The organism is Streptomyces sp. NBC_01142, from assembly GCF_026341125.1.
In the GTDB taxonomy this organism is placed as follows: Bacteria; Actinomycetota; Actinomycetes; order Streptomycetales; family Streptomycetaceae; genus Streptomyces.
Map to the genome: position 1 here is coordinate 48432 of NZ_JAPEOR010000002.1, position 26943 is coordinate 75374.

Annotated in this window: 17 protein-coding genes and 1 pseudogene; 5 read left to right on the forward strand and 13 right to left on the reverse strand. The window is 72.8% G+C overall.

Annotated features, from left to right (window positions below):
• Positions 1–103: 103 nt before the first annotated feature.
• Genes OG883_RS17550 through OG883_RS17565 form a run of 4 tightly spaced genes read right to left on the reverse strand, consistent with a single transcriptional unit; the run spans position 104 to position 4408 of the window.
• Positions 104–709, reverse strand: a complete 606-nt coding sequence (locus OG883_RS17550) for an ATP/GTP-binding protein (RefSeq protein ID WP_266541854.1) — start codon at positions 707–709, stop codon at positions 104–106.
• Positions 690–1169, reverse strand: a complete 480-nt coding sequence (locus tag OG883_RS17555; protein ID WP_266541856.1) for a DUF742 domain-containing protein — start codon at positions 1167–1169, stop codon at positions 690–692. The genes OG883_RS17550 and OG883_RS17555 overlap by 20 nt, the downstream gene beginning before the upstream one ends.
• Before the next feature lie 9 nt (positions 1170–1178).
• Entirely contained in the window at positions 1179–1634 is a 456-nt protein-coding gene (locus tag OG883_RS17560; protein ID WP_266541857.1) for a roadblock/LC7 domain-containing protein, read from the reverse strand.
• The gene (locus tag OG883_RS17565) at positions 1631–4408 is read right to left on the reverse strand and encodes a nitrate- and nitrite sensing domain-containing protein (RefSeq protein ID WP_266541860.1); all 2778 of its coding nucleotides are present in this window, start codon (positions 4406–4408) and stop codon (positions 1631–1633) included. Before OG883_RS17565 ends, OG883_RS17560 begins: the two co-directional genes overlap by 4 nt.
• Before the next feature lie 422 nt (positions 4409–4830).
• Between OG883_RS17565 and OG883_RS17570 the strand changes: the two genes are divergently transcribed.
• A complete protein-coding gene (locus OG883_RS17570) occupies positions 4831–5328 on the forward strand; it encodes a hypothetical protein (RefSeq protein WP_266541863.1) in 498 nt (165 codons plus the stop codon).
• A gap of 79 nt (positions 5329–5407) precedes the next feature.
• Here the strand turns inward: OG883_RS17570 and OG883_RS17575 are convergent, their stop codons facing one another.
• The 4 genes from OG883_RS17575 to OG883_RS17590 all read right to left on the reverse strand — a co-directional run bounded on the left by OG883_RS17575 (position 5408) and on the right by OG883_RS17590 (position 14051).
• Positions 5408–10531 carry a hypothetical protein gene (locus OG883_RS17575; protein ID WP_266541866.1) on the reverse strand — a complete coding sequence of 1708 codons (5124 nt, stop codon included), beginning with the start codon at positions 10529–10531 and terminating at the stop codon, positions 5408–5410.
• 37 nt (positions 10532–10568) lie between these two features.
• Entirely contained in the window at positions 10569–11471 is a 903-nt protein-coding gene (locus OG883_RS17580) for a hypothetical protein (protein ID WP_266541869.1), read from the reverse strand.
• A 274-nt stretch (positions 11472–11745) separates the two neighbouring features.
• Complete coding sequence (locus tag OG883_RS17585) at positions 11746–13272, reverse strand: hypothetical protein (RefSeq protein ID WP_266541871.1); 1527 nt, start codon at positions 13270–13272, stop codon at positions 11746–11748.
• A gap of 62 nt (positions 13273–13334) precedes the next feature.
• Complete coding sequence (locus tag OG883_RS17590) at positions 13335–14051, reverse strand: GntR family transcriptional regulator (RefSeq protein WP_266541874.1); 717 nt, start codon at positions 14049–14051, stop codon at positions 13335–13337.
• A gap of 172 nt (positions 14052–14223) precedes the next feature.
• Here OG883_RS17590 and OG883_RS17595 point away from each other — a divergent pair, with 172 nt between their 5' ends.
• Genes OG883_RS17595 through OG883_RS17610 form a run of 4 tightly spaced genes read left to right on the forward strand, consistent with a single transcriptional unit; the run spans position 14224 to position 17901 of the window.
• On the forward strand, positions 14224–15501 hold the full coding sequence (locus OG883_RS17595) for an MFS transporter (RefSeq protein WP_266541877.1): 1278 nt from the start codon (positions 14224–14226) through the stop codon (positions 15499–15501).
• 20 nt (positions 15502–15521) lie between these two features.
• On the forward strand, positions 15522–16286 hold the full coding sequence (locus OG883_RS17600) for a LamB/YcsF family protein (RefSeq protein WP_266541880.1): 765 nt from the start codon (positions 15522–15524) through the stop codon (positions 16284–16286).
• Positions 16283–16918 carry a 5-oxoprolinase subunit PxpB gene (gene pxpB, locus OG883_RS17605; protein ID WP_266541883.1) on the forward strand — a complete coding sequence of 212 codons (636 nt, stop codon included), beginning with the start codon at positions 16283–16285 and terminating at the stop codon, positions 16916–16918. Before OG883_RS17600 ends, pxpB begins: the two co-directional genes overlap by 4 nt.
• A complete protein-coding gene (locus tag OG883_RS17610; protein ID WP_323180931.1) occupies positions 16915–17901 on the forward strand; it encodes a biotin-dependent carboxyltransferase family protein in 987 nt (328 codons plus the stop codon). The genes pxpB and OG883_RS17610 overlap by 4 nt, the downstream gene beginning before the upstream one ends.
• Here OG883_RS17610 and OG883_RS17615 read toward each other — a convergent pair.
• From OG883_RS17615 to OG883_RS17635, 5 genes and pseudogenes are all read right to left on the reverse strand, one after another.
• Positions 17889–21476: pseudogene (locus tag OG883_RS17615) on the reverse strand (hydantoinase B/oxoprolinase family protein); the annotation flags it as partial. The gene OG883_RS17610 and the pseudogene OG883_RS17615 sit on opposite strands and share 13 nt — an antisense overlap.
• The gene (locus OG883_RS17620) at positions 21473–22339 is read right to left on the reverse strand and encodes an SGNH/GDSL hydrolase family protein (RefSeq protein WP_266549135.1); all 867 of its coding nucleotides are present in this window, start codon (positions 22337–22339) and stop codon (positions 21473–21475) included. The gene OG883_RS17620 and the pseudogene OG883_RS17615, both read right to left, overlap by 4 nt.
• A 623-nt stretch (positions 22340–22962) precedes the next feature.
• Positions 22963–24126, reverse strand: coding sequence for a glycosyltransferase (locus OG883_RS17625; RefSeq protein WP_266541888.1), 1164 nt, complete (start codon positions 24124–24126; stop codon positions 22963–22965).
• Positions 24123–25247 carry a glycosyltransferase family 1 protein gene (locus OG883_RS17630; protein ID WP_266541891.1) on the reverse strand — a complete coding sequence of 375 codons (1125 nt, stop codon included), beginning with the start codon at positions 25245–25247 and terminating at the stop codon, positions 24123–24125. Before OG883_RS17630 ends, OG883_RS17625 begins: the two co-directional genes overlap by 4 nt.
• Before the next feature lie 108 nt (positions 25248–25355).
• A complete protein-coding gene (locus OG883_RS17635) occupies positions 25356–26774 on the reverse strand; it encodes a HEAT repeat domain-containing protein (protein WP_266541893.1) in 1419 nt (472 codons plus the stop codon).
• Positions 26775–26943 lie beyond the last annotated feature (169 nt).

The following is a 26943-nucleotide window of genomic DNA, read 5'->3' on the forward strand; positions in this document are numbered from 1 at the left end:
GCGTAGAGCTCACGGCCCGTACCCCAGTCGGTGGGGGTACGGGCCGTGTTCACGCTCGGGGCCTCGCTTCGGGGCCTCGCCTCCGGACCTCGCTCCGGTCTGCTCAGGTGGTCGCGTGCTCGCGCTGACGGTCGACGCGGGTCAGTGCGTGTTCCACCACCGCCACCAGTACCTCCTTGGCGGACTCACGTTCGCGCGCGTCGCACATCATCAGCGGAACTTCGGGGTCGAGGTCGAGCGCGGCCCGTACGGTCTCGCCCGGGAAGCGGCCGGCCCCTTCGAAGCAGTTGACGCCGACGGTGAAGGGGATGCCCCGGCGCTCGAAGTAGTCGATGGCCGCGAAGGAGTCCTCCAGGCGCCGGGTGTCGGCGAGGACGACCGCGCCCAGCGCGCCCTGCGCCAGCTCGTCCCAGAGGAACCAGAAGCGGTCCTGCCCCGGTGTGCCGAAGAGGTAGAGCACCAGGTCCTCGCGGAGCGTGATGCGTCCGAAGTCCATGGCAACCGTGGTGGTCGTCTTGCTCTCGACGCCTTCGATGTCGTCGACGGGCCGGCCCGCCTCGCTCAGCGTCTCCTCCGTGCGCAGCGGCCTGATCTCGCTGACCGCGCCCACCAGGGTCGTCTTGCCGACGCCGAAACCACCCGCGACCAGGATTTTCAGCGTCACCGGTTCGACAGGCGTCTTTCGGCGGCTAGAGCGCCCGAAGACCATTGATCACCTCGCGGAGAATGCTCACATCCGGCAGTTCGGCCGGCGGAACGGGACGGGTTACATGGACCAGTGCGTCCTCGACGAGATCGGCGACCAGGACCCGGACCACTCCGACGGGGAGGTCAAGACCGGCCGCGAGCTCGGCGATCGACTGGGGGATGCCACCGCAGCGTTCGACTATTTCGACGTGCTCCGGGGAGAGCGTCTGGTCGCGGCCGGGGTCGTCGGCCGCGGCTTCCGGCACGACCAGGGCGATCAGGTCGAGGCGGTGGCGGGTTGCCGTGCTCGTACGGCCGCGCGTCATCGCGTACGGGCGGACCACCGGCCCCGCGTCGGCATCGAAGTAGTGATGCGGGTGCTGAGCCTGCTGAGCCCTGTGGCCACCGTGACCACCGTTCCGGGCACTGCGGGCATCGTGAGCGTTATGGGTGCTATGGGCGTTCTGAGCCGAGTCACTCATGCCATCCACTCACCCTCCGGCTGACAGACCGGTCCGTGGCGCGGTGGCGAGGTGGGCTCCGACCCGCTTGACCATGAGCGTCATCTCGTACGCCACCAGGCCGACGTCGGAGTCGGCGTCGGCGAGTACGGCCAGACAGCTGCCGTCGCCCGCCGCCGTGACGAAGAGAAAGGCCTCGTCCAGCTCGACGACGGTCTGACGTACGCGGCCCGCCTCGAAGTGCCGGCCGACGCCCTTGGCGAGGCTGTGGAATCCGGCGGCGACGGCCGCCAGATGCTCGCTGTCCTCGCGGGTGAGATCCCGGGACGTGCCGGTGGCGAGGCCGTCGCTCGAGAGCACCAGTGCCTTGCGGATGCTGGCGTCGCGGTCGACCAGCTCGTCAAGGAGCCAGTTGAGCTCTCCGGAGCCGTTGGCGGTGAACTGGGTGCCTGCGGCGTTGGGTGCTGCGGCGTGCGGTGCGGTCATCGACCGTCCCCCTCCGATGTCGTTCGTCGTGCGGTCCGGCCGGGGCCGTTGGCCTGGTCGATGTCTACGGCCACTTCGGCTTCTTCGGCGTTCTGCCGGCGGCCGCGCTGCCAGCCTCGTTGCATGGAAGCCATACGGTTGCGTACTTCGTCCGCGTCCCGCTCGATGTGCTGCTCGTCCGCGGGGGCGGTCGACTGCCCGGCCTCCGCGCCGCCGGCTCCCTCCCTGAGCTGAGGGGCCAGGCTCGCCTGGCGGACCCGGCGGGGCAGGCCGTCGAGCAGGGGCGGTGCCTCGGCAGCGGGCTCCGGTTCCCGCGCGGCTTCCGGACCCTGCCCGGGTGCGGGTGCCTGCCCGGGCCTCGGCGCGGATGCCGGTGCGGGCCACGCCGCGGGGCGCAGATCCCGAGCGGACGCCCGGCCGGGCTCGTCGGCGCGCCCTGGTCCAGGGGCCGGGGCCGGGTGGGTACGGCCCCGCTCGTCCACCCTGCGGCCGTGGTCGGTCACCAGGGTCGGCGGCTTGCGGCGCGGCAGCGGCACCGGTCCTGAGAGCTGCTCGGGTGCCTGGTCCAGCGCCTGCTGGTGCTGCTCGTCCGAGGACTCACGACGCCTGTTGCGGGCGCCCCGGGCACGGAAGATCCCGCCGCGCTCGCTCTCGGTGTCCTCGATGTCGGCGAGAGGGTCGACTCCGCCCAGTACCGGCCGGTCGTCGAATCCCAATGCGCCGACGGGCGGTTCCAGTTCGACCGGCCCGTCGAGCAGCGCGGCGCCGTTGAGCTGGCTGGGGACCTTGGAGAGCGTGGCCAGCTTGCCGTCGCCGGCGCGGCGTCCGGCCGCGCTCTCGCTCTTGCGGTCGAGGCGGAAGCCGGTGCCCTGGGTCTCGGGTGCCTCGGTCAGCAGGGCCGCCGGGATGAAGACGATCGCGGTGGTCCCTCCGTACGGAGAGGGCTGCAGCGACACCCGGACGTTCTGGCGCTGGGCGAGCCGGCTGACGACGAACAGGCCGAGCCGGTCGGTGTCGGAGAGTTCGAACTCGGGGGTCTCCGCCAGCCGCAGATTGGCGTCGAGCAGCGCTTCGGGCGCCATCCCGAGGCCACGGTCGTGGATTTCGAGCGTGAAGCCGTTGGCGACCCGCTCGCCGTGCACCTGGACGGCGGTGTGCGGGGGCGAGAACACGGTGGCGTTCTCGAGGAGTTCGGCGATGAGGTGGGTGAGGTCGGCGACCGCCGGGCCGCCGACGCCGATGCGCGGCAGCCGGCGCACCTCGATGCGCTCGTAGTCCTCGACCTCGGCCACCGCGGCCCGTACGACGTCCATCAGCTGGATCGGCTTGCGCCACTGACGGGACGGGGCGGCTCCGGAGAGGATCACCAGGCCCTCGGCGTGCCGCCGCATACGGGTGGTCAGGTGGTCGAGGCGGAACAGATCCGCGAGTTCCTCGGTGTCCTCGGTGCGGCGCTCCATGGTGTCGAGGAGCGTGAGCTGGCGGTGCAGCAGAACCTGGTTGCGGCGGGCGAGGTTGACGAAGACCTCGGAGACACCGCGCCGCATGTCGGCCTGCCGTACGGCGGCCTCGACCGCGGCCCGCTGAAGGGTGTTGAGCGCCTGGCCGGCCTGGCCGATCTCGTCGTTCTCGTACTCCAGGCGCGGCGCCTCGGTCTCGACGTCCACATGCTCGCCGGCGGCGAGGCGGCGCATCACGCTCGGGAGACGTACGCCGGAGACCTCGTGGGCCTCCTTGCGCAGCCGGGACAGGGAGCGGACGAGGTCACGGCCGATGCGTACGGAGACGATCACCGACACGAGGAGGGCGAGGAAGCCCAGTACGCCTGCCACACCCGCCTCGACCAGGACGCCGTACGCGGCGGGCTCCACGCGGTCCTGGTACCGGTCGCCCGCCTCGTCGCTCTCGCGGGCGAGGTCGTCGAGGACGGGCGCGGCCGCCTCCTGCCACCGCTCCACCTCGGACGCGCCCAGCTTGTCGGCCGGTCCGGCGGCGATGAGGCGTTCTTCGACGTCGCGCAGGGGCGAGGTCTTCGGGCTCCGCCAGTACTGCTGGAAGATCTCGCGGTCCTTGGCGGGCAGGTTCTCGAGGTTGACCTCGTAGTACAGAGTGCGATGGGCGACGTGGTCGGTGAGCGCGCGGATCTCCACGGACGTGATCTTGCGCGTGGTGAGGGAGGAGGCGATCAGCGCGTCCTCGCGGGAGAGCATTTCGCGGGCGCGGAGGAGACCGACGAGGGCGCGGCCCTGCCGCTCCATCTCCACGTCCTCGAGGACGTGGAGCGAGAGCATGAAGCTGTAGCAGGGGTCGACGAGGCGGTTGTAGAACTTCAGCGCCTGGCTGCGGGAGACGGAGCTCGCCTCCACGGCGCGGCGCAGGGCGCCCAGGCCTTCGAGGGCTTCGAGGAGGGAGGTCAGCTGCTGCGAGGTCTCGGGCCGCATGTCGTCGCGGACTCCGGACTTCTCCACGTTCTCCCTGATCCGGGCGACGGCCTTGTCGGTGGCCGCGCGCTGGCGGCGCAGCGCGGGCAGGGCGTCGGAAGCGCGGCGGTCCGCGAGGTAGACGAGTGTCTGCCGGCGTTCTTCCTGAATGTCGTGGACGGTGTCCTCGATGGGATAACCGACCTGCTCCACCACGGAGCTGACATCCAGAAGCTGATTGGCTTCCCGACCGGTCAGTACGGTGGCGAATCCCCATAGGGCGGTGAGGGAGACGAGCGGCACCAGTAGCAACGCCACGATCTTCCGGCGGATGGACTTCCCGCGAAAGCGCATGGCCTCCCCCTGCTCAACCCCCGCCGGGTGCGGGTGGTGTTCCGTCAACAAACGGCGCGAGCCTACTACTGTCACACAGGCAACTCGAAGACAGGTCCGGACGTTTTTCGGCCGACGACGGATGCCTTGATCATGGGTTGTCCTGGTATTCGGGGAGATGGCATTCCCCACTGTGGTGGAGGACACCTGGCGGCACGTCATTTTTCGGACCACCATAGATGGCTGGAATTCTTCCCTCCCTGGGAATCATCCTGCCAGGTCAATCGTCTTTCTTTACGGGGCGGTTCGGGGGCCCGCAGGCACCGCGCACATCGCATTCGGTTCGGCATCGGTCCGCAGTCGATTCGCCGACGGCCGGAGTAGAGCAGCGGAATCCGGGCAGCCACCCTGAAGTCGGACAGAGGTGGGGAGTGACACGGTCCATGGGCACGGAGGAACGTCGCACAGCAGTGCCGGAGTCGGTACGGACGCGGGCTGCGACCGCGAGGGCGACCGTCGCGTCGCCGGCCGGAGCGGCGAGTGATGCGGATGTCCCGCGACGGCTCTGGGTCGAGGAGCCGGCGGTGAGACGGCGCCTGGCCGACCCGGTCCGTACGGCCGCGGTGCGTGCGGTGATCATCGCGTCGTTGACGATGATCCAGGCGATGGTGGCCTTTCTCTGTACTCTCGCGGGGTCCTGGCTGGCTTTCCCGATGATGCTCAGCAGCGTGGGCAGCACAGTGGTCGCGACCTGGGCGGTGCTGGACGTATGGGTGACCCGCCAGGTGTGGAACCAGCGCAATGGCGTCGTCTCCGTGCCCAGCAGCACGGCGCGGCAGCTGCGGCGCGAGCGCCGCGGGGCGCGGCGGACGGCCCGCACGGCCGCGCGTGAGGCCTCACGGATACGGCGACGCGGCACGGGCAGGCTTTCGGAGGCCTGAACGCCCTTGCCCCGTGGGCGACATGGGCCCGCTGGGACATGGATGGACCCAGCAGGCCGCCGGAAGCCGTCGGACCGGCCTACTGCCCCCGAGACTGTTCCCGATCCGGGGAGGGCTCTCGATTCTGAGCGGGCACCTCCGTGGCCGGGGTGGCCTGCTCCGGAAGCTGAGCGGGCACCGCCGGGGCCGGGGTGCGCTTGAACATCCTCGTCGCCGTGATCTCGCCGTGCACCGTCTCACCGGCCGGATCCGGCTGCGGCAGCCCTGGACGCAGATGCTCCTCCACGCTGATGTACTTCAGGCCCGCGCGCAGGTCGGCGTCATTGCGCAGCCGGATGACCAGCGGGAATTCCGCGAGGGCCGTGGTGTCGAAGAGCCCTGTCGTATAGAGCAGCTGGACGCCCAGGGCGTCGGAGACCGCGCGCTGGAGCTCCAGCAGATAGGTCGCGTTGGCCCGGCCGATCGGGTTGTCGAGGAAGAGCGTGCCGGCGTGCCGGTGCCTGTCCCGGCCACGGTCGTTGCTGCGCAGGGCGGCCATCGTGCAGTACAGGGCGATGGCAGCGGTCAGCAGCTGGCCGCCGGAGAAGACATCGCCCATCTGACCGACCGGAACCCGTTCGGCGCGCAGCACGGCGTCCGGCTTGAGGATCTCCACCGCGATGCCCTTCGGCTGCAGCGCCGCCTGGACTCCGCGCAGCAGCAGGGACATCCCGTCCCGGCGGCCCTCTCCGTAGACCGCGGCCGCGTTCTTCTTCACGGCGGCGCGGGTCGCCTCGTCGATGACTTCGCCGAGCCGCTCGGCGAGCGTCGCCTGGTCCGGCTCGTCGAAGCGGATCCGCAGGAACTCCTGGCCGGACCACTCCCCCAGCCCCTCGGGCAGGCGGGAGAGCCGCTGCGCCGAGCGGAGCGTGGCCAGCGCGGACTCCACGAGACCGCGCAGCCGGTCGACGATGGTGTCGCGGTTGCGCTCCAACTGCTCCAGTTCGTCGGTCAGTACGCGCAGCCGGGGTGCGAAGGCCTGGGCCCATTTCGCGGCGTGCTCGGGCAGCGCGGCGGCGGGCAGTTCGCGGATCTGCTGGCGGGCGGGGGTGCGCACCTGCTCGTAGCGAGTGGAGTTGGCGTGCCGTACGAGCACGTCGCTCGCTTCCCGTACAGCAGCCTCGGCGGCGGACAGCTCGGTCGCGCAGCCACGCAGCGAGCGGCGGGCCTCGGCGGCGGAGTGCCGTGCCTCCTCCAGGCTGCCGGGGTACGGCTCGGGGGCTTCGGCCGTCTCCTCCTCCTGATGGTCCCTGAGCAGGTCGCGCAGGAGGGCGGCCGTCTCGTCGAAGCCGCCCGCCGCGTCCTCGGCGGCCCGGTGGGCCTGGAGCAGCCGGGTGTGGGCGGCGCGGGCGGTCTCCAACGCATCGGTGCGGGAGGCCAGTTCCGACGTGGCGGTACGCAGCAGGGCCTGGGCCTGCTCGGCGTTCGCGGGAACGAGCTCCTCGGGGAGTTCGGTGTGGGCCTCGCCGTCGGCCGGAGCCAGCCGCTCGGCCTCGCCGCGCAGCCGGCCCAGCTTCTCGCTGGCCTCCGTGGCACGCGACTCCAGCATCTGGACGAGGGACTCGGCACGGGCTGCGGCCGCCTGGCGGGAGGGCCCGTCGGCGCCGTCCGTGCCCTCGAGAAGCTGGGCGGCGCGGATACGGACCTTGTTGGTGAGCCGGTCGAGCTCGGCGACGGCGGCGCTCTCGTCGCTCTCGGCACGGGCCTGTTCGGCGCGCAGGTCGGCGCCGACGCCCACCTTCTCGTACAGCTGGGACGCGGCCCGGTAGGCCTCGCGCAGTGCGGGCAGCGCGGTGCGCGGGGCGTCGGCGTCAGCCTCCGGCAGGTTCTCGGGGGCCCCGGCGATCTCGGCCCGCTCGGCGCGGAGCGCGCGGGAGGTACGGCGGGCGTCGTCGCCCGCGCGCTGGGCGGCCCGGCGGTCCTCGTCGGCGGCCTTCGCCCGCTCCAGGCAGGTCGTGGCACGCGCCTCGGACTCGGCGGCCTCGTCGGCGAGTTCACGCAGTTTGAGCTGCCAGCCCGCGCGTTCGCGGAGGCGGAAGGCGAGACCTGCGAGGGCGTCGGCGGCCCGGCGGGCGCGCTGGGCGACGTCCTGGCGTTCGTCACGCGCGCGGGCGGCGTCCGCGGCGGCCTCGTCCGCCTCGGCGCGTACCGTACGGGCCTCGGTGAGCGTCGCCTGCGCCTCCTCGGCGGCTGCACGTGCCGTGTGTGCGCCCTGGGCGAGCTCGGCGAGCATGCCGGGCGGGCAGTCGGCGCGCCACGAGCCGAGCCGGGCGGCGATCGAACGGTCCCCGGCGAGCCGGGCCGCGAGCGCACGGATCTCCTCGTCCCGGGCGGTGGCCCGGGCCCGGAGCGTCTGCCGCTCCTCGTCGGCGGCGTGCTCGTCGTGCATGGCCGGGTTCGGCGGTACGAGGAACACGCCGCTGTCGCCCTCATCGCCGGTGCCCGGGCCGGGCACCGGCGCGAGCAGCGCGGCGGCGGTGCCGACGGCCACGGCGGACCGGGGCAGCAGCGCGGCACCGGCGAGGACTTCACGGGCGCGGGCGTGCGAGTCGGGGTCGGTGATCACGACACCGTCGACGAGCTCGGGCCGCGCGGCCAGTACGGCGGCGTGGTCGGCCGGGTCGACTGCCTGGGCGAGGTAACGCCAGCCGGGGAGCGCGGGGATGCCGTGCTCGCCGAGGTATTCGACGGTGGCCAGGACGTCGGGCCCCGGGGGAAGCAGCCCGCCGTCGCCGAGCGCGCCGAGGATGCGGGCGTCGTCGGCGGCAGCGGTACGCAGGTCGAACAGCTGTCGCTCGGCGGACGCGACGGACTGGTCGAGCAGTTCGCGCAGCTCGTCGGCGTACCGGTCCAACTCCTCGGCGGTGAGGGGACCTTCGGCCGCGCGGAGGGGCAGGCCGGTCAGGGCGGTGGCGGTCCGGTGCGCCGCGGGGACGGCTCGCGACAGGTCCCCGGACCTGTGGTGGGCCTCGGAGCCGGCCGCCTCGCCCCCCGCTGCGGCGTCGGCGCGGCCGTTCTGCCCCGGAACGGCGAGCCCGTTGCCCGTGGCCGGCGGCATTCCGGCAGCGGCGGGGGTACGGTGCCCGTCCCCGGCCTGCGCAGCGGCGCCCGCACCGTGGCCCGTCACGGAACCGGCATCGGCCGCATGGCCCGCCGTGGAACCGCCGTCGGCGTGCCCCTGGGGTGACGGGCCGTCGCCGGCCGAGCGCGCCGCCGGGGGGCCGGACGCGTCGCTCCCGGCCGTCGGACCGTCGCCCGTACCGTCATCGGCCGTGGGCCCGGCGGCTCCACGGCGGGGCGACGGGAGAGCCGGAGCCGACGAGGGCAGGCTCAGCAGCTCCCCCAGGCGTTCGTCCTCGGCGATCGACTCCGCCGCGCGGCGCTCCGCCTCGTAGGCGTTCTCCGCGGCCAGCGCGGCGTCCGCGGCGCGGGCCGCGGCCAGCTCCGCGCGTGCCTCCGCCGCGGCCGCATCCTTGGCCCGGTCCGCCGTCGCGCGCCCCGCCTCACGGGCCGTGTCCCAGGCCGCGACCGCCGTCTTCTCCGCGTCGCTCGCCGCGAGTGCCGCCCGTGCCGGGTCGGCGTCGGGTGCGGTGTCGTCCAGCCACCCGGCCCGTACCGCCTCCGCCGTCTCCTGCTCGACCTCGCTCAGCCGCTGGCGCAGATGACCGATCTCGCTGCGGGCGCGCTGGGCTTCGGTGGCGGCGACCGTCGCGTCGCGGTGGGCGGCCTCGCCCACCTCCTGGAGCGCCGCGGAACGCTCCTCCTCCTCGTTGGCCAGGCGCTCGCCGTCCTCCGCCGCGGAGTGCAGCGCGCGCACGAGGTCGGCGGCGGCCGTGGCGCGGGCAGCGAGCGCCGGGGCCGCGTCCCGCTCGGCCTCACGGATCGCGACGGCGACGCGCGCCGAGCGGTCGGCGGCGGCACGGTGGCGCAGTACGGCCTCGGCGGCCTGCCACGCGGAGTGCAGGGTGCGGGCGTCGGTCAGCTCACGGCGCTGCGCCGCGGCTCCCTTCTCCGCCACGGTCAGCGCCAACGACGCATGACGGTAGGCCAGTTCCGCGGCAATCAGCGAGCTGCGGCTGCGGGCCTGCTCGGCCTCGGTCACGGTATGGGCGGCCGAGGTGACCTGCTGGGCGAGGTCGGCGCTGCGGCCCCGCTCCGCCGCGGCGCGGGCGGAGAGCCGGCTCGCGAGCGTACGGGTCCGGCGCTCGGCGCCCGCGTGGATCTCGCGGGCCCGCGTGCGGGTCTCGGCCGCTTCCACGATCCGGCCGAGCAGATCGGCGGATCCCGCCGTGAAGTCCCGTTCCGCGGTCAGCTCGGCCCGGCGGCCGAGCTTGTTCCCGAAGCTGCTGACGAGGTCGGCGAGGCCGTCGGTGTCGCGGGTGTCGGTGACGGCGCGCAGCAGCAGGTCGGTGAAGTCGGAGTCCTTCTTGACCGCGAAGAGCCCGGCCGCCTCGCCCTCGTCGGCGTTCATCTCCCGCTGGTAGCGGAACAGTTCGGGGTCGAGGCCGACGTCGCCGAGGTGCTCGTTCCAGCGGTCGTGGATCTCCTCCCAGTACACGTCGAGGTGCGGATACGCCTTGCCCGCCTCGGTGATGGCGTCCCGGAAGCCCTTCATCGTGCGACGGCGGCCTTTTGCGCCCGAAACGCCCTCGACGGGCGGGCGGACGGCCGTGGCCTCGGCGACCGGAAGCGAGTCGAGGCTGAGTCCGGGGCCAGGCCGGAAGGAGTACCAGGCTTCCGCGAACTTCCGCGGGTCGTTGGAGACCTGGCGGCCCCGCCACTCGCTGACCTTGCCGACCACCACCAGCTCGCCGGTGAGGGTGTGCTGCCATTCCAGGGCGACATGTCCGCAGTCGTCGGCGAGCAGGAACTTGCGCAGTACGCCGGAGCTTGCGCCGCCGAGAGTGTTGCGGTGCCCCGGCAGCATCACCGAGAAGATCAGCTTCAGCAGCACGGACTTGCCGCCGCCGTTCTCCAGGAAGAGCACGCCCGCGGGGGCGGGGCGGCGCGGCGGGCCGACCGGCTCCTCCTCGAAGAACTCCGCCTGGGTGGGGGCGGGGTGCGGCACGGGCTCGCCGACTCCGCGCAGGTCGAGCACGGTGTCGGCGTAGCGCGCACCGGCGGGCCCGATGGAGTAGAGGCGTACCCGGGACAGCTCGTACATGGCGGCGGACTCTCGTCGTAAGTGAAGCGGCAGGGGTTCAGGCGTGGAAGGGCAGGCCGGCGTCGGCGGCCAGCTCCAGGTCGTCCGCGTCGGACGGCGGCACAAGGGTGGCGGTGCCGTCGCTGACCGGGACGACGCCGAGCTCCAGCAGCTCGGCCATGGCGGCGCTGCCCGCCATGTCACGGACCTGCAGCTGGTAGCGGGCGGTGGTGCGGTACGCGCCTCCGGCGTCGTCGCCGGTCCGCTGCAGGAAGCCCGAGTCGGTGAGGAAGGCGACGGCCTTGCCGACGATGCCGGTGGTGGATCCGGCGAGCCTGCGCGCGTCCTTGGTGGCGCCGGTGGCGCTGCGGCGTGCGTAGATCCGCCAGGCCGCTTCGAGGCCGGGGGTTTCGGTGGCGGGGTCGGTGTTCTCGCCCTGCTCCTCGGCGCGCTCTTCGAGACGCCGGCAGGCCTGGCGTACGAAGGCGTCGACGCCGTTGACGGTGATGCGGCCGATGTAGCCGTCGTCGGCGAGGTCTTCGGGGCGGGGGAACGCCATGGCCGCCACGGCCAGATGCGCCAGGCCGTGCAGGAAGCGGTCCGCGGAGTCCGGGGAGGCGCGCCGGGCGTAGTCGCCCATGCGGACGGCGAACACCGAGTCCTCTCCGGCGGCCACGGCCATACCGGCGCGCGGGGAGACTTCGAGGACGATGAGGCCGAGGCCGGTCGCGACGGCGTCGGCCAGCCGTGCGAAGGCTGCGTCCTCGCGGTAGCGGCGCAGCAGTTCGGTGTATTCGGCGTCGCGCGCGGGCAGCAGTTTGGGCTGGAGCCCGAAGGAGACGAGCCGCGCGGCGTCGGCCGCGTCGGCGGGTGTGATCGCGGCGCCGGTGGCGGCCGGGACCGACGCCTCGGGGGCGTCCGTCTCACGCCACGCGTGCTGTTCGGCGTGGTGGTCGGTCACTGGGGCTCCTGCGGAAGCTCTGAGGTGAAGGGGTGGGCTGCGGGTCGGGACGGGAGGCCTGCGGCGCTTTCCCCTACCCGCCCCTTCCCGTGGCTGTGGGCTTCGCCCCCAGACCCGTGAAGGCCCGCTGAGGGTCCCCCCACGCCCACGGGGCGTAGGGGCAGTGTCCTCAAACTCCGGACGGACTGGACACTCCAGCCTCGTGGGGGTCCCTCCGGACCACGTCCGGGGGAGATCGCGGGGCGGGGTCGGGGCGGAGCCCCGGTCCTGGTGCTCACGCCGCCTCCGAACGGTCCGCGGCCATGCCCGCCGCGTCCAGCAGGGCGGTGCCCACTATCAGGTCCGCCCCGCCGAACTCCGGGTCGTCGAGTTCGGTGCCGTCGTCGACGGCGAACAGCAGCCGCTCCTCGCCCTGGCGGTAGGCGGTGCCCACCGGTGGGCTCGCCGCGTGGACGGCCAGCAGTGCCACCAGATACGGCAGTTCGGGGTCGCGGCGGCGCGCTTCGGCGAGCAGGCCCGAGAGCCGCCGTGGTGCGTCGTGCTCCAGGTCGAGCAGCTCCATCGCGCTCGCCAGCTGCTCCTCGCTGAACCGGCTGTCGTCGGGGGTGGCGATCAGATCGGGCTCCGGCATCTCCGCGCCGAGGTACTCGCGCTCCAGCGGCGGGGTCAGCAGCATGTCGACCAGGTCGCCGACCCGTACGGACGAGGGAGTGCGCAGCCCGGTGCCGCGGGCGAAGAAAGCGTCCGTGACACGGATCGCCGCTTCCATGGGGAGCGGCAGGAGCGGGGCGAGGAGCTGGCCGTACAGATCGAGTCCGGACCGCGCGGTGGGGCGGGCGAAGGCCTGGCGGTCCTGTTCGGCGCGGAACAGCGGGCCGGCCTCGAGGAGCCGGGACTGCAGCTGGGTGTGACGGCGGATGCAGTCCTTGACGATGTCGACGAGCTCGGCGGCGCGCCGCTTGTGCTCCGGGTCCTCGGCCTCGTCGCGCGCCTTGCGGATATTGGTCAGGATCGCGTTCTCGTGGCGGTAGCGGTCGGCGACATGGTCGAGCGCCTCGGCGATCATGTCGGGGACGGCATTGAGCCAGTCGACGGCCCGCACATTGCGCCGGGTGGCCTCCAGCGTCCGGCGCAGCGTCTCGGCGTACTGCACGGTGCGGTAGCGCGCCTGCTCGGCGGCGAGCTGGGCGTCGGCGAGCCGGCCCCGGCTGATGAGGACCTCCAGCTTCACCTCGGCCGCGATCTGCGCGCTGGTGACATCCGTGTCGAGGGCGCCGACCAGGACGTTGACCGCTTCGTCGGTCGTACGGAGATAGACGGTGCCGCCGTATCCCGGCACTTCCTCGATGAGCTTGAAGTCGTAGTCACGGCGGGTGTAGACGCCGTCGGGGCCGAACGTGCCGTACACCGCGCGGAATCCGCGGTCCACGCTGCCCACGTTGATCAGGTTCTCCAGCACCCAGCGGGCGACCCGCTCGTGCTCCGCGACCGGGCGCCGCGGGGCCTGCGCCGCGACCCGCGGGAGCAGCCTGGCCACTATCTGGTCATGGTCGGCGCCGGTGTCGAAGTCCATGTTGAGTGTGACGAGGTCGATGGCCGAGAGGGCGACCTCCGCCATCGCGTACACCGAGTACTCCCCCGCGAGGTTCGCCTTGCGGGTGTCCAGGTCGTGCAGCGGCGCGGTGCAGGCGAGCGCGCGCAGCCGCCGCGCCAGCCCCTCGTCGGCGGCCGGGCCCTGTGCGGGCCGCGGCCCCGCGCTGAGCTGGGGCGGAACGAATTCCGTCGAGGCAGGCGAAGTCACGCTGCACAGATTAGGTCCTCGCACTGACAACGGTCGAAACGGCGCAGATGCGACCCGTCCCGCTACGCTCCGTCCGCATCCTCGTCCGCGACCAGATGCGCGTACGTCTCCACCAGCTGGGTGCGCGAGTCGTCGAGGTACGCGGCGAGCAGCCGCTCCGCGCCCGACCGCTCTCCGGCCCTGAGTGCCTCCAGAATTGCCCGGTTTCGTACGAGATAGGGATGATGCAGCAGGCGCGGGTCGTCCACCACATGGAAGGCGAGCCGCAGCTCGGCCAGGACGCTGCGCATCAGCTCGTCGGTGCGGGCGCTGCCGGCGAGAGCGACCAGTTCACGGTGGAAGTGGATGTTGGCGGTGGAGACGCCCTTCCAGTCGAGCGCGCGCGCCGACCGCTCGCCGTCGGCGACGGCAGCCTCGAGCTTCTCCAGTACGTAGGGCGGCTCGCCGAGCCCCTGGACGACGGCGCACTCGACCAGCCGTCTGGTGCGGTAGATGTCCTCGACGTCCTGGACCGCGAGCATCCGGACGAACACCCCGCGGTTGAGCTGATGGACGAGCAGCCGCTCATGGGTGAGCAGCCGGAAGGCCTCGCGCAGCGTGTTGCGCGAGACGCCGAGCGCCTTGCCGATGCTGTCCTCGGAGAGCCGTTCCCCCGGCGGGAAGTAGCCCTCCGCGATGCGGGTGCGCAGGATGTCCGCGACCCGTTCCGCCGTGCTGGTGCGGCCCAACAGCGGGCGGTCGTCCGCCAGTCCGCCACTCTCGGACTCCGTCGTCCCCACAACGCCCTCTCTCCCCCGCCGGCCGTCCCGCCGACGTGCGGGCTCCATCGTAGAAGGAAGAACAACCCCACATGACTCTTGTCGGATCGTTCAACAATCCCCTACCTTGGCGGAACCGCACACTCTTCGCACAGTCTCTGCAGCACCCTCCTCCCCCCTCTGCGAGGTGCAGATGAGCACGACCCAGGTAGAGAAGAAGCACGACGAACTCCCCGAGGACACCGGCGCGTTCACCTGGCTGCGGGCTCTCGGCCCGCGTGGGCGCCGCGCCTTCGGGGGCGCGTTCGGCGGGTACGCCCTCGACTCCTACGACTACTTCACGCTGCCGCTGAGCATGGTGGCGATCTCCGCGCACTTCGGCCTCGACAACGGACAAACAGGGCTTCTCACTACCGTCACCCTGGTCGTCTCCGCGGTGGGCGGCGCGCTCGCCGGAATCCTCGCCGACCGGATAGGCCGGGTGAAGGCCCTGATGATCACGGTGATCACCTATGCGGTGTTCACCGTGCTGTGCGGCTTCGCCCCCAACTACGAGACGCTGCTGGTCTTCCGCGCCCTGCAGGGCCTCGGCTTCGGCGGCGAGTGGGCGGTCGGCGCGATCCTGGTCGCCGAGTACGCCACCGCCAAGCACCGCGGCCGCACACTCGGCGCCGTCCAGAGTGCCTGGGCGGCCGGCTGGGCACTCGCCGTCATCGTCTACACACTGGTCTTCCACTACCTCGACGCCGACACCGCCTGGCGTGTGATGTTCTGGACGGGCGCCCTGCCCGCCCTGCTGGTGATCTACGTACGGCGCAATGTCAGCGACGCCCCCGAGGCGGCCGAGCGACGCCGCGCCAGCACCGCGCGGGGATCCTTCTCCACGATCTTCAAGAAGGACCTGCTGCGCACCACGCTCTTCGCGACGCTGCTCTCCACCGGCGTCCAGGGCGGCTACTACACGCTCGCCACCTGGGTCCCCACCTACCTCAAGACCGAGCGCGGCCTCACGGTCGTCGGCACGGGCGGCTATCTCGCCTTCCTCATCTCCGGTGCCTTCATCGGCTATCTCACCGGGGGATATCTCACCGACCGGATCGGCCGGAAGAAGAACATCGCGCTCTTCGCCTTCCTGTCCGCCGCCGGCATCCTGGCCTACACCAACATCCCCTCCGGGGCGAACGGTCTGCTGCTGGTCCTCGGCTTCCCGCTGGGCTTCTTCATGTCCGCGATCTTCAGCGGATTCGGGTCGTTCCTCAGCGAGCTGTACCCGACGGCCGTACGCGGCACCGGCCAGGGCTTCACTTACAACAGCGGCCGGGCCGTGGGCGCGTTCCTGCCCACCCTGGTCGGTTTCCTGTCCGACAGCTGGGGAGTGGGCGGCGCGCTCGTGCTCGGCGCCGCCGGCTACGGCCTCGCGGCGCTGGCCCTGTTCGGCCTGCCCGAGACCCGCGACCGCGAACTTCTCTGACATCGACTGGGGGTACTTCGATGACCTGGGCGTCCATCGATCTCAACGCCGACCTCGGCGAGGGCTTCGGCCGCTGGCAGCTGACCGACGACGAACAGCTGCTGTCCGTCGTCACCAGCGCCAACGTCGCCTGCGGATTCCACGCCGGGGACGCGCCCACCATGCGCCGCGTCTGTGAACTCGCGGCAGAGCGCTCGGTGCGGATCGGCGCCCAGGTCTCGTACCGCGATCTGGCGGGCTTCGGCCGGCGCTCCATGGACGTCCCCCCGGACGAGCTGTCCGCCGAGATCGCGTACCAGATAGGAGCGCTGGAGATCTTCGCCCGGGCTGCCGGCTCCCGTGTCTCGTACGTCAAACCGCACGGCGCGCTCTACAACCGCGTCGTCCACGACGAGGAGCAGGCCGCGGCCGTCGTCGACGGCGTGCTCCTCTCGGGCGAGCGGCTGCCGCTGCTCGGGCTGCCCGGCTCGAAGCTGCACGCGATGGCCGAGAAGGCCGGACTGCCCACCGTCACCGAGGCGTTCGCGGACCGCGCGTACACCGCGGAGGGCACGCTCGTGCCGCGCGGCCAGGACGGTGCGGTGGTGAGCGATCCGGCCGCGGTCGTCGAACGGTCCGTCAGCATGGCCAGGTTCGGCGTGATCACCTCGCGGTGCGGACAGCCGGTCTGGGTACGCGCCCGCTCGCTCTGTCTGCACGGCGACACCCCGGGGGCCGTTTCGCTCGCCCGCCGGGTGCGACAGCAGCTGGAGAGCGTGGGGGTCCGCGTGGAGGCCTTCGTATGAAGACCCTCCCCGTGGGCGACCGGGCCCTCCTGGTCGAACTGGCCGGCGCGCAGGAGGCCGGGGCGTTCCACGCCGAGCTGCTGCGCCGCCGTGCCGCCGGCACCCTTCCGGCGATCCGCGAGATCGTGCCCGCCGCCCGGACCGTGCTGCTCGACGGAATCGAGGAGCCCGGGCGCCTCGCGCGGGAGCTGGCCGCATGGGAGATACCGGCGCTCCACGCGCGCGTGCAGGATGCGATCGAGATTCCGGTCCGCTACGACGGGCCGGATCTGGCGGATGTCGCGGCGCTGTGGCAGGTGACTCAGGAGGAGGCCGTACGGATCCACTCCTCGGCCGAATTCCGGGTCGCCTTCTGCGGGTTCGCGCCCGGCTTCGGCTATCTGACCGGGCTCCCGCAGCAGTACACGGTGCCGCGCCGGGCCACCCCGCGCACCTCCGTTCCGGCCGGGTCGCTGGCCCTGGCCGGTCCGTACACCGGGGTGTATCCGCGGTCGTCGCCCGGCGGCTGGCAGCTGATCGGGACGACGGACACGGTGCTGTGGGATCCGGCGCGGGAGCCCGCCGCGCTGCTCTCGCCCGGGACGCGGGTGCGTTTTGTGCCGGAGCGCGCCGGCGCGGGGATCCGCCGATGACCGACCGGGCCTTCGCGGTCGTACGGTCCGGGGCGCTGACCACGGTGCAGGACCCGGGGCGGCCCGGCCACGCCCATCTCGGGGTGCCGCGCTCCGGCACGCTCGACGCGCACTCGGCCCGCCTTGTCAACCGGCTGGTGGGCAATGCGGACAGTGCGGCGGTTCTGGAGACCACCCTCAACGGCTGTGCGGTGCGGCCGCGTTGTGCGGTGACTGTGGTGGTGGGCGGCGCGCCGTGCGCCGTCACGGTCGACGGGCGGCCGGTGGCATGGGGTGCGCCGGTGCGGGTGGCCGCGGGCGCCGTGCTGGAGGTGGGGCCCGCGGTGCGCGGCGTCCGTGCCTATGTGGCCTTCGCCGGCGGAGTCGCGGTCGAACCGGTGCTGGGCAGTCGCGCCACCGATCTGCTCTCCGGGCTCGGTCCTGCGCCGCTCACGGACGGCGCCGTACTGCCGCTGGGGAAGCCGGCCGGGCCGCCCGCGCGGATGGACGGGAGCGTTCCGTGGACCGCCCCGCCGGCCGAGCTGGTGCTGCGGGTGCGGCTCGGTCCGCGCGACGACTGGTTCACGGATGCGGCTGTGCGCACGTTGGGCCGTGGCGCGTACCGGGTGTCGTCGGCGAGCAACCGCATCGGGCTGCGCACCGAGGGGCCGCCCCTGGAACGCGCGGTCCCGGGCGAACTCCCCAGCGAGGGCATGGTGCTGGGGGCCGTGCAGGTGCCGCCGGACGGGCGCCCCGTGGTCTTCCTCGCCGACCATCCGACCACCGGCGGCTATCCGGTGGTGGCGGTCGTCGACCGTCGCGATCTCTCCGCGGCGGCTCAGGCCGTGCCCGGCACCCCCGTCCGCTTCGTCCCGCTCCGCTTCGTCAACCTCCGCTCGGCACCGTCCGCTTCCTCCTCGTCCGCCTCGTCCCCATCCGCTTCCTCCCCGTCCGCTTCCTCCCCGTCCGCTTCCTCCCCGTCCGCTGACCAGGGAGTGCCGTAGCCCCCACCGCCCGGGGTGTTCATGACCAGTACGTCCCCGGGGGCGACGTCCACCGAGTCGACGCCCCGCAGCCGCGTCACGCCACCGTCCGCCCGCTCCACCAGGTTGCTGCCGAGCGAGCCCGCCGCACCACCCGCCATGCCGTACGGCGGGACGCGGCGGTGCCCGGTCAGCAGCGCCACCGTCATCGGCTCCAGGAAGCGGATCCGGCGTACGACTCCGCTGCCGCCGCTCCACCTTCCCCGGCCGCCGCTGCCTTCCCGTACGGCGAAGGCGTCCACACGCACCGGGTAGCGCCACTCGAGCACTTCGGGGTCGGTGAGGCGCGAGTTGGTCATATGCGTCTGTACCGCGTCGGCGCCGTCGAAGCCGTCGCCCGCACCCGAACCGCTCGCCACCGTCTCGTAGTACTGCACGCGCTCATTGCCGAAGGTCAGGTTGTTCATCGTGCCCGAACCCTCGGCCTGGACGCCGAGTGCGGCGTACAGCGCGCCGGTGACGGCCTGGGAGGTCTCCACGTTTCCCGCGACGGTGGCCGCGGGGTGGGCGGGTGCGAGCATCGAGCCCTGTGGCACCCGTACGTCGAGGGGCTCCAGACAGCCGCTGTTGAGCGGGATGTCGTCGGCGACCAAGGTCCGGAACACATACAGCACCGCCGCCATCACCACTGACCTGGGGGCGTTGAAGTTCCCGGGCTGCTGCGGCGAGGTGCCGGCGAAGTCGATGACCGCGCTGCGCTCTTCACGGTCCACCCGGAGCGCGACCTGGATGACCGCCCCGCCATCGGTCTCGTACCGGTACTCGCCGTCGCTGAGGCCGGCGACGATACGGCGCACCGACTCCTCGGCGTTGTCCCGCACATGCCGCATATAGGCCTGGACGACATCGAGCCCGAACTGGTCGACCATGCGCCGCAGCTCGGCGATGCCCTTCTCGTTCGCGGCGATCTGGGCGCGCAGATCGGCGAGGTTGGTGTCGGGTGCGCGGGACGGGTGGGGGGCGGTGGTCAGCAGCTCCCGGGTCTCGTCCTCGCGCAGCCGCCCGTCCCGTACCAGCAGCCAGTTGTCGAAGAGCACACCCTCCTCGTCGATGGTGCGGCTGAAGGCGGGCATGGAGCCGGGGGTGATGCCGCCGATCTCGGCGTGGTGGCCGCGCGAGGCGACCAGGAACCGCAGCTCCGCCCCCTCGAAGACGGGCGTCACGACGGTCACATCGGGCAGATGCGTGCCGCCGTGGTACGGGTCGTTGATCGCGTACACGTCACCGGGCCGCATCGTGCCCCCGTTGCGGCGCAGCACCTCCTTGATGGATTCACCCATCGAGCCGAGGTGTACGGGAATGTGGGGCGCGTTGGCGATGAGGTTGCCGTCCGCGTCGAACAGGGCGCAGGAGAAGTCGAGCCGCTCCTTGATGTTCACGGAGTGGGCGGTGTTCTCCAGGCGTACGCCCATCTGCTCGGCGATGGCCATGAAGAGGTTGTTGAAGACCTCCAGGAGGACCGGGTCGGCATCGGTGCCGACAGCGACCCGGCCGGGGCGGGGCCGTACCCGCGTCAGCAGCAGATGGCCGCTTTCGTCGGCGGCAGCCCGCCAGCCGGGGTCGACCACAGTGGTCGCGTCGGCCTCGGCGATGATCGCGGGCCCTTCCACGGTGTCGCCGGTCCGCAGGTCCCCGCGCCGGTGGAGCGGGGCGTCCCGGCGCTCGCCGTCCACGAACATCCGCACCGTGGCGCGCGGAGCGGACTCCGTATCGCCCGCGGTCTCTTCGACGACGTACGCGCCGTGCTCCCCCGCCGTGCCCACGGCCTCGACGGAGACCGCCTCCATGACCAGCGGCTTGTCCATGGTGAACGCGTAGCGGGTGCGGTGGGTCGACTCGAAGGTCTCTCTCATGGCGGTGGCGGTGTCCAGCGGGACGGGCAGGCCGGCGTCCGTACCGGCGTAACGGAGCAGCACGCGCGCGTGTGTGGTGATCGCGGCGTCCGGGACGGCGTCGGCGCGCAGTTCGGCGCGGGTGCGTTCGGCGAGGTCGTCGCAGAGCGTGCGGACGCGTCCGAGCGCCGGCTCGTCGAGCTCGGCCTCCACGGACTGCTCGCGCATGGCGGTCGCGTCGGCGAGCCCGATGCCGTACGCGGAGAGCACCCCGGCCAGCGGCGGCACGAGCACCGTGTTGACGCCGAGGGCGTCGGCGACCGCGCAGGCATGCTGGCCGCCGGCCCCGCCGAACGAGGTGAGGGCGTAGCGGGTGACGTCGTGACCGCGCTGTACGGAGATCTTCTTGACGGCGTTGGCCATATTGAGGACGGCGATCTCCAGGAAGCCTGCCGCGACCTCCTCGGGGCTGCGCTCCTTACCGCTCTCCTTGCGTACCTCCTCGGCCAGTTCGGCAAAGCGCTCGCGCACCGTGTCGGCGTCCAGCGGCTGGTCGCCGCCCGGCCCGAAGACCGCGGGGAAGTGGTCCGGCTGGACGCGCCCGAGCATCACGTTGGCGTCGGTGACGGTCAGTGGGCCGCCGCGGCGGTAGCAGGCGGGGCCCGGTTCGGCGCCCGCGGAGTCGGGGCCCACGCGGTAGCGACGGCCGTCGAAGTGGAGGACGGAGCCGCCGCCGGCCGCAACGGTGTGGATGTTCATCATGGGCGCGCGCATCCGGACACCTGCCACCTGGGTGCCGAGCTCGCGCTCGAACTCGCCCGCGTAGTGCGACACATCGGTGGAGGTGCCGCCCATGTCGAAGCCGATGACCCGCCCGAATCCGGCCTGTTCGGCGGTGCGGGCCATACCGACGACGCCGCCCGCCGGGCCGGAGAGCACGGCGTCCTTGCCGCGGAAGTGCGCGGCCTCGCGCAGTCCGCCGTTGGACTGCATGAACATCAGGCGGATGCCGTCCAGTTCGCCGGCGACCTCGTCGACATAGCGTCGCAGGATCGGCGAGAGGTAGGCGTCCACCACGGTGGTGTCGCCGCGGGGCACCAGTTTGATCAGCGGGCTGACCTCGTGCGAGCAGCTGACCTGGCTGAAGCCGAGCGCGCGGGCCTCTTCGGCGAGGCGGGTCTCGTGGGCGGGGTGGCGGTACCCGTGCATCAGCACGACGGCGGCGCTCAGGAAGCCTGCGTCGCGCGCGGCCTTCAACTGCTCGGTGACGGCTGCCATGTCGAGCGGCCGGACGACTTCGCCGTGCGCGTCGACGCGTTCGGGGACCTCGATGACGCGGTCGTACACCGCCTCGGGAAGCACGATCCGGCGGTCGAAGAGCCGGGGCCGGTTCTGGTAGGCGATACGCAGCGCGTCCCGGAAGCCCTCGGTGATGACCAGGACGGTCGGCTCGCCGCGCCGCTCGAGCAGCGCGTTGGTGGCAACGGTCGTGCCCATCTTGACGCAGGCGACCCGGCCGGACGGGACGGGCTCGTCCGGGCCGGTGCCGAGGAGCAGCCGGATGCCCGCGACGGCCGCGTCCCGGTACCGCTCCGGGTTGTGCGAGAGCAGTTTGCGGGTCACGAGCCGTCCGTCGGGGCGTCTGCCCACGATGTCGGTGAAGGTGCCGCCACGGTCGATCCAGAACTCCCAGCGCCCGCTCATTCCCCCATTCTGGCAAGGGGAACGTCCAGTGACACGGCAGCCAGCGCGGACGAGAGCGCGTGCTCGGCGCTGCGGTCCAGGCGCGCGCTGGATCCGCGCGCCCAGTGGCGTACTTCCGCGCCTGCCAGTTGGAGCAACTGCGGCAGCAGATCGGTGCACCGGCGCGCCACCCACCCGGTACCGGCCGTGGCGAGCCACAGGAGCGACGCGGAGCGGGTCGGCAGGGGCTGATCGGGTTCGCATCCGGGCGCGGTCCCGTGGGCGAGCCCGCGCGCGGCCAGCAGTTCATGGAAGCGCCGCGCGATCATCCGGTGTCCGCGCTCGCCCGGATGCAGCCGGTCGGCGCTCCACATGGACCGGTCGGCGACCCAGGACGCGTCCGCGGCATGCAGATGTACGGCTCCGTAGCGCTCGGACAGGGCATGCACGACGGCGTTGACCGCTCGCTGCCGTCTGGCCAACGGGCGGGCGAGCGGCGCGGGCAGGCCCAGCATGCTGCCGGGGTCGGGCAGACATGCGGTCAGCAGTACCGTGCCGCGCGCGGCGAGCGCGGCACATACGGTGTCGAGCCGCAGGGTGAGGTCCTCGATGTCGAAGGTGCAGCGCAGGGTGTCGTTGACCCCGACGACGACGGACGCGATATCGGGCCCGAGGGCCAGGGCCTCGGGGGTCTGCCGCTCGGCGACGTCCTCGGTGAGGGCGCCGCTGACGGCGAGGTTACGGAAGTCGGCGTCCACGCCCGCCCCGGCGAGCCCGCCGGCGAGCAGCGCGGCCCACCCCCGCCACCCGCCGCCGACACGATCGCCGACCCCCGCGGTGAGCGAGTCCCCGAGCGCAACGAACCGCAGGGCGCGCGGAACCATGTCGCCGCCCGCCGGATCCGCGCCCCCGGGAGCGTCGGTTTCGGCGGCGGCCGCGGGCGCCGGGAGCGCGTACACGGGAGGCGGGAGCGAGCACCCGGGATGTGCGGGACTCACGCCGCCACCAGGTGCCACCTCGCCGCTCGGCGGGGGCGGGGGCGGACAGGCAGGAGCCGCGGGCTCCACGGCGTCCCCGCGCCTCAGGTCGCCGCGTTCCAGGTCGCCGCTATCCAGGTCGCCGCGTGGCGACGGCAGGCAGGCGGGAACCGTCGGTTTCGCACCGTCCCCGGTCGCCAAATCGCCGCCTGCCGGGAGCACACACGCGAGATGTGCGGGTTCGCCGGCTTCTCCACGCGTGACGGCACCGCCCTGCGGAACCACGGGTGTGCCGACGTGCCCGGGCACCTCCCCGGAGTACCCCGAACGCCCGGACACGAATTCGGCGGTGTTGCCCGTGCTTCCCGCACCGACAGCGGTACGGGCCCCACCGACCGGGCCCCGGCCCCCAGAAACGACGGCCTCCCCGGTCACCGCGGCAGGGCCGTCCCCGGGAGCAAGGTCTCCCCCGGGCACCCGCCCCCTACCGGCATGACGGTGAGAGCCGATGGCGCCGTCGGCTCTCACCGTCATGCCGCCACCCCCGTTCCGCGCGCCGGCTCGCGCACCTGCGAGGCGTCGTGGGCAGCCAGGAAAGCGGACACCGACCGGTTCCAGTCGAAGAGTTCGGCCCGTGCCCGGGCCGCCGCGCGGCGGTCGTCCTCGGGACGGGCAAGCAGTTCCTGAACGGCATCGGCGAAGGCCTCCGCCGTATCGAGGGCCGCCGCACCCGCGTCCCCGATCACCTCCGGCAGCGCCGATGATGCGCTCGCGACGACCGGGGTGCCGCAGGCGAGCGCTTCCAGGGCCGACAGGCCGAAGGTCTCCGCCGGGCCCGGGGCCAGGCAGAGGTCCGCCGCCGCCTGGAGGTCGGACACCGTCTCGCGGTCGGCGACATGGCCGAGAAAGACAGCGGGCAGCCGCTCCGTACGGGCCCTGCGGGTCAGCGCGCCCCGCAATGGGCCCTCGCCCGCGACCACCAGCGCGGCCCGCACACCCCGCTCGCGCAGCTCCGCGAGCGCGTCCAGGGCCATGCCCGGGCGCTTCTCCACCGACAGGCGGGAGCAGAGCAGCAGCAGCACCTGGGCCCCCGCGGCGTGCTTGGCACGCAGAACCGTGCTGCGCCGCCCGGGCCGGCACCGGTGCAGATCGACACCGAGTGGTGCGCGGACCACGTTCTGAGCCCCGATACGGACGAATTCGCGCTCCGCCCACTCCGTGGTGCACACGATCCGCGAGTACGCCCATGCGGTGCGGCGGTTGAGCCGGTCCGCGGTCCGTGCCGCGACCGCCTCCGGCAGGCCCCAGGTCCTCAGCACCCCGTCCGCCGTCTCGTGCGAGACCATCACCGAGGGGATCCGGTTGCGCCGCGCCCACTCGCCCGTCCACCGCAGGGTGGTGCGGTCGGAGACCTCGAGCCGGTCGGGTGCGAGAGTCTCCAGGACCTCCCGCAGCCGCCGCCGGCCGGCCAGTACCCGGTATCCGCCGGTGCCGGGAAGTTCAGGTCCGGGCAGGGTGATCACCCGCCCCTGTTCCGTGAGCCGATCGCTCTCGAGGTCGCCGGGCACGATCAGTACGGGCTCGTGGCCCGCTGCCCGGTAGCCCTTGCCGAGCGCGACGAGCGCCGTGCGCAGGCCGCCGGACGAGGGGGTGACGAAGTTCGCCAGCCGTACGATCCGCAGCGCGCTGCTCATGCCGCCACCGCCGTACGCTCGCTCAGCACATCGGCGTAGTGGTCGATCAGCAGGTCGCCGACCACGGCCCAGGTCCTGCCCTCGACGGCGGCCCGGCCGGCCCGGCCGTACGCCGCCCGCAGGCCGGGGTCGGCCGCCAGGGTGGCCACGGCGGTCGCCACCGCGTCCGCGTCGTGCGGCTCCACCAGCAGCCCGGTCCGGCCGTGGTCGACCAGATCGAGCGGTCCGCCCGCGGCCGGGGCGACGACCGCCACTTCGCTCGCCATCGCTTCCTGCACGGTCTGGCAGAAGGTCTCGTACGGACCGGTGTGCGCGAAGACGTCCAGCGAGGCGAAGATCCGGGCGAGTTCGTCGCCGGTCCGGCGGCCGAGGAAGACCGCACCGGGCAGGGCACCCTGCAGGGTGGTCTCGCTCGGCCCGTCCCCGACGACCACGACCCGCACTCCGGGCCGGCCGCAGACTCCGGCGAGAAGTTCGACCTGCTTCTCGGGGGCGAGCCGGCCGACATAGCCGACGAGCAGCTCTCCGTTCGGGGCGAGCTCGCGCCGCAGGGCCTCGTCCCGCAGTCCGGGCCGAAAGCGCGCGGTGTCCACGCCGCGCGGCCACAGCCGCACCCGTTCGACGCCGTGCTCCTCCAGATCGCGCAGCGCGGCGGTGGACGGCGCGAGGGTGCGGTCCGCGGCGCTGTGCACGGCGCGGATACGCCGCCAGGCCGCGCCCTCGCCCGCGCCGACATAGGTACGGGCGTAGCCCGCCAGGTCGGTCTGGTAGACGGCGACGGCCGGCAGCCCCAGCCGTGCCGCGACTGCCATACCGCGCACGCCGAGCACGAACGGGCTGGCGAGATGAACGAGCTCGGCCCGGTGGGCGGCGATCGCCGCCGCCACCCGGCGGCTCGGCAGAGCCACCCGTACTTGCGGATATCCGGGCAGCGGCAGGGAGGGAACGCGCACCACGGGGCAGGGCGCGCTCCGGTCGGAGCTCTCTGCCCCGGCCGCCGCCGGGGCTATGACGAGCGGGTCATGACCGCGTGCGGCGAGATGCCGGGCGGTCTGCAGGGCGCAGTGCGCCACTCCGTTGACGTCGGGCGGGAAGGATTCGGTGACGATGACGACACGCATACCCGTGTTGTCGTCGGGCCCGGGGTGGCTGCGCCAACGTGGATCTTTCCGCCCGTGAAACGTCCCATGAGCGTTTGTGTCAGCGCCCTGTCGGACCCGCCCAGATCGTCACACGGCGGGCATGTCCGGTCCGATTCTGCTCCGTACGGCCGTCTGCACCTCGGCCTCCTCGGCCGGGTCCGCGGCCAGTCGGCGCAATCGCTCCTCGACCCTCACATCGCCGGTCTCGGCGTGCAGCGCGGCGAGCTCCCGGGTGGTCTCCTCGCAGTCCCACAGGCATTCGACGGCGAATCCGGTGGCGAAGGAGGAATCGGTGGCGGCGAGCGCGGTGGCGGCGCGTCCCCGCAGCTGCGAGGAGGCGGTCTCCCGGTACACATGGCGCAGCACGGGTGCGGCGCAGTTGATGCCGAGCCGTCCCGCCCCGTCGACGAGTTTCCACAGCAGCGGCGCGTCGGGCCCGTCGGCCCGTACGGTCTCGCGCAGCGCGCCCAGCACCAGCGGGGCGTCCTGGGCGCCGCCGCGGCAGGCGAGCACGCCGGCCGCGGACGCTCCGAGCGCGTCGGGCCGGTGGACCCAGCCGCGCGCCCGGTCGACGGCTTCGTCGCCGCACATCCGCTCGAACGCGGCGACCGCCGCGTCGGCGACGGTACGGGAGCCGCTGAGCACCGCGGCCTCGATCAGGTCGAGAACAACGGGGTCCCGTGACTCCGCGAGGTAGTGCAGGGCGGCCGAGCGCGCCCCGTCGGAGCCGTCGCGTGCGACGTCGACGATGGCGGGCCGGTCCTCGGGCCCGGCGACGGCCGACAGGCACCGTGCGGCAGGCACATGCAGGGCGCTGCCGCGCTCGAGGCCCTGGTCGGCCCAGTCGAAGACGGCTTGGACGCTCCAGCCGGGCCGGGGCCCGGTGGGTCGCATCTGGCGTTGCCAGCGGTCGAAGGAGCCGGCCTCCTGGGCTGCCCGGATCCGGGCACCGACGGTGTCCCGCCGGTCCTCGGCCCACAGCCGCCACGGCCGCGGTTCGAAGGCGTCCCTTACGGTGACGGCCAGTTCGGCCTCGCCCTCCGGGGTGGCCGGGAAACGGGCGAGGACCGGGGTGGCCAGTGCGCGCAGACCCGCATCACTGTCCCGCAGGGCCAGCTCGTCGAGGGCCCACGCCCAGTTGGCGCCGCCGGCGGCGTACCGCCGCAGCAGGGACAGGGCGTCACCCCTGCCGTACGAGGCGAGGTGCCCGAGCACCGCGAGCGCGAGACCGGTCCTGGCCTCGTCGGTGTCGAGGTGATCGTCGGCATCGCAGAGATGCCGCTCGATCTCCTCGAGACTGCCGTGGAGATCCAGATAGAGGCGTGCGTAGTACAGGGAGCGGTTCTCGACCTGCCAGTCGTGGCGGGGATCGCTCAGTACGCAGTGGTTGAGGGCCGCGAGCGCTTCGGCCCGCGGCGCGGCGAGCGCGTGCAGCGTGCCGTCACCGCGGCCCCTCTGCAGCAGGCCGAGGAGCGTGCCGCTCGGCGCTATGACTGGATCGAACATGGGAAAAGCCTCACATCAAGCTGTCGACGCAACCGGGGAGTGGAATTGCCTAGGCCGCGCAGCAACATGTAAGGGCGCCCGCCGTCTTCCGCTTGGTGTAGACCATCTTCCTCTGCCTCTCGTCGGTGGCCCCAGGGGAACTCCCGGATGAAGTCCGGGGTAGGGCCTG

Coding starts and splice junctions, on each gene's coding strand:
- OG883_RS17630 (WP_266541891.1), bottom strand. CDS start 25,247: ATGCGTGTCGTCATCGTCACCGAATCCTTCCCGCCCGACGTCAACGGA.
- pxpB (WP_266541883.1), top strand. CDS start 16,283: ATGAAGACCCTCCCCGTGGGCGACCGGGCCCTCCTGGTCGAACTGGCC.
- OG883_RS17625 (WP_266541888.1), bottom strand. CDS start 24,126: ATGAGCAGCGCGCTGCGGATCGTACGGCTGGCGAACTTCGTCACCCCC.
- OG883_RS17635 (WP_266541893.1), bottom strand. CDS start 26,774: ATGTTCGATCCAGTCATAGCGCCGAGCGGCACGCTCCTCGGCCTGCTG.
- OG883_RS17555 (WP_266541856.1), bottom strand. CDS start 1,169: ATGAGTGACTCGGCTCAGAACGCCCATAGCACCCATAACGCTCACGAT.
- OG883_RS17610 (WP_323180931.1), top strand. CDS start 16,915: ATGACCGACCGGGCCTTCGCGGTCGTACGGTCCGGGGCGCTGACCACG.
- OG883_RS17575 (WP_266541866.1), bottom strand. CDS start 10,531: ATGTACGAGCTGTCCCGGGTACGCCTCTACTCCATCGGGCCCGCCGGT.
- OG883_RS17550 (WP_266541854.1), bottom strand. CDS start 709: ATGGTCTTCGGGCGCTCTAGCCGCCGAAAGACGCCTGTCGAACCGGTG.
- OG883_RS17600 (WP_266541880.1), top strand. CDS start 15,522: ATGACCTGGGCGTCCATCGATCTCAACGCCGACCTCGGCGAGGGCTTC.
- OG883_RS17565 (WP_266541860.1), bottom strand. CDS start 4,408: ATGCGCTTTCGCGGGAAGTCCATCCGCCGGAAGATCGTGGCGTTGCTA.
- OG883_RS17570 (WP_266541863.1), top strand. CDS start 4,831: ATGGGCACGGAGGAACGTCGCACAGCAGTGCCGGAGTCGGTACGGACG.
- OG883_RS17560 (WP_266541857.1), bottom strand. CDS start 1,634: ATGACCGCACCGCACGCCGCAGCACCCAACGCCGCAGGCACCCAGTTC.
- OG883_RS17595 (WP_266541877.1), top strand. CDS start 14,224: ATGAGCACGACCCAGGTAGAGAAGAAGCACGACGAACTCCCCGAGGAC.
- OG883_RS17620 (WP_266549135.1), bottom strand. CDS start 22,339: ATGGTTCCGCGCGCCCTGCGGTTCGTTGCGCTCGGGGACTCGCTCACC.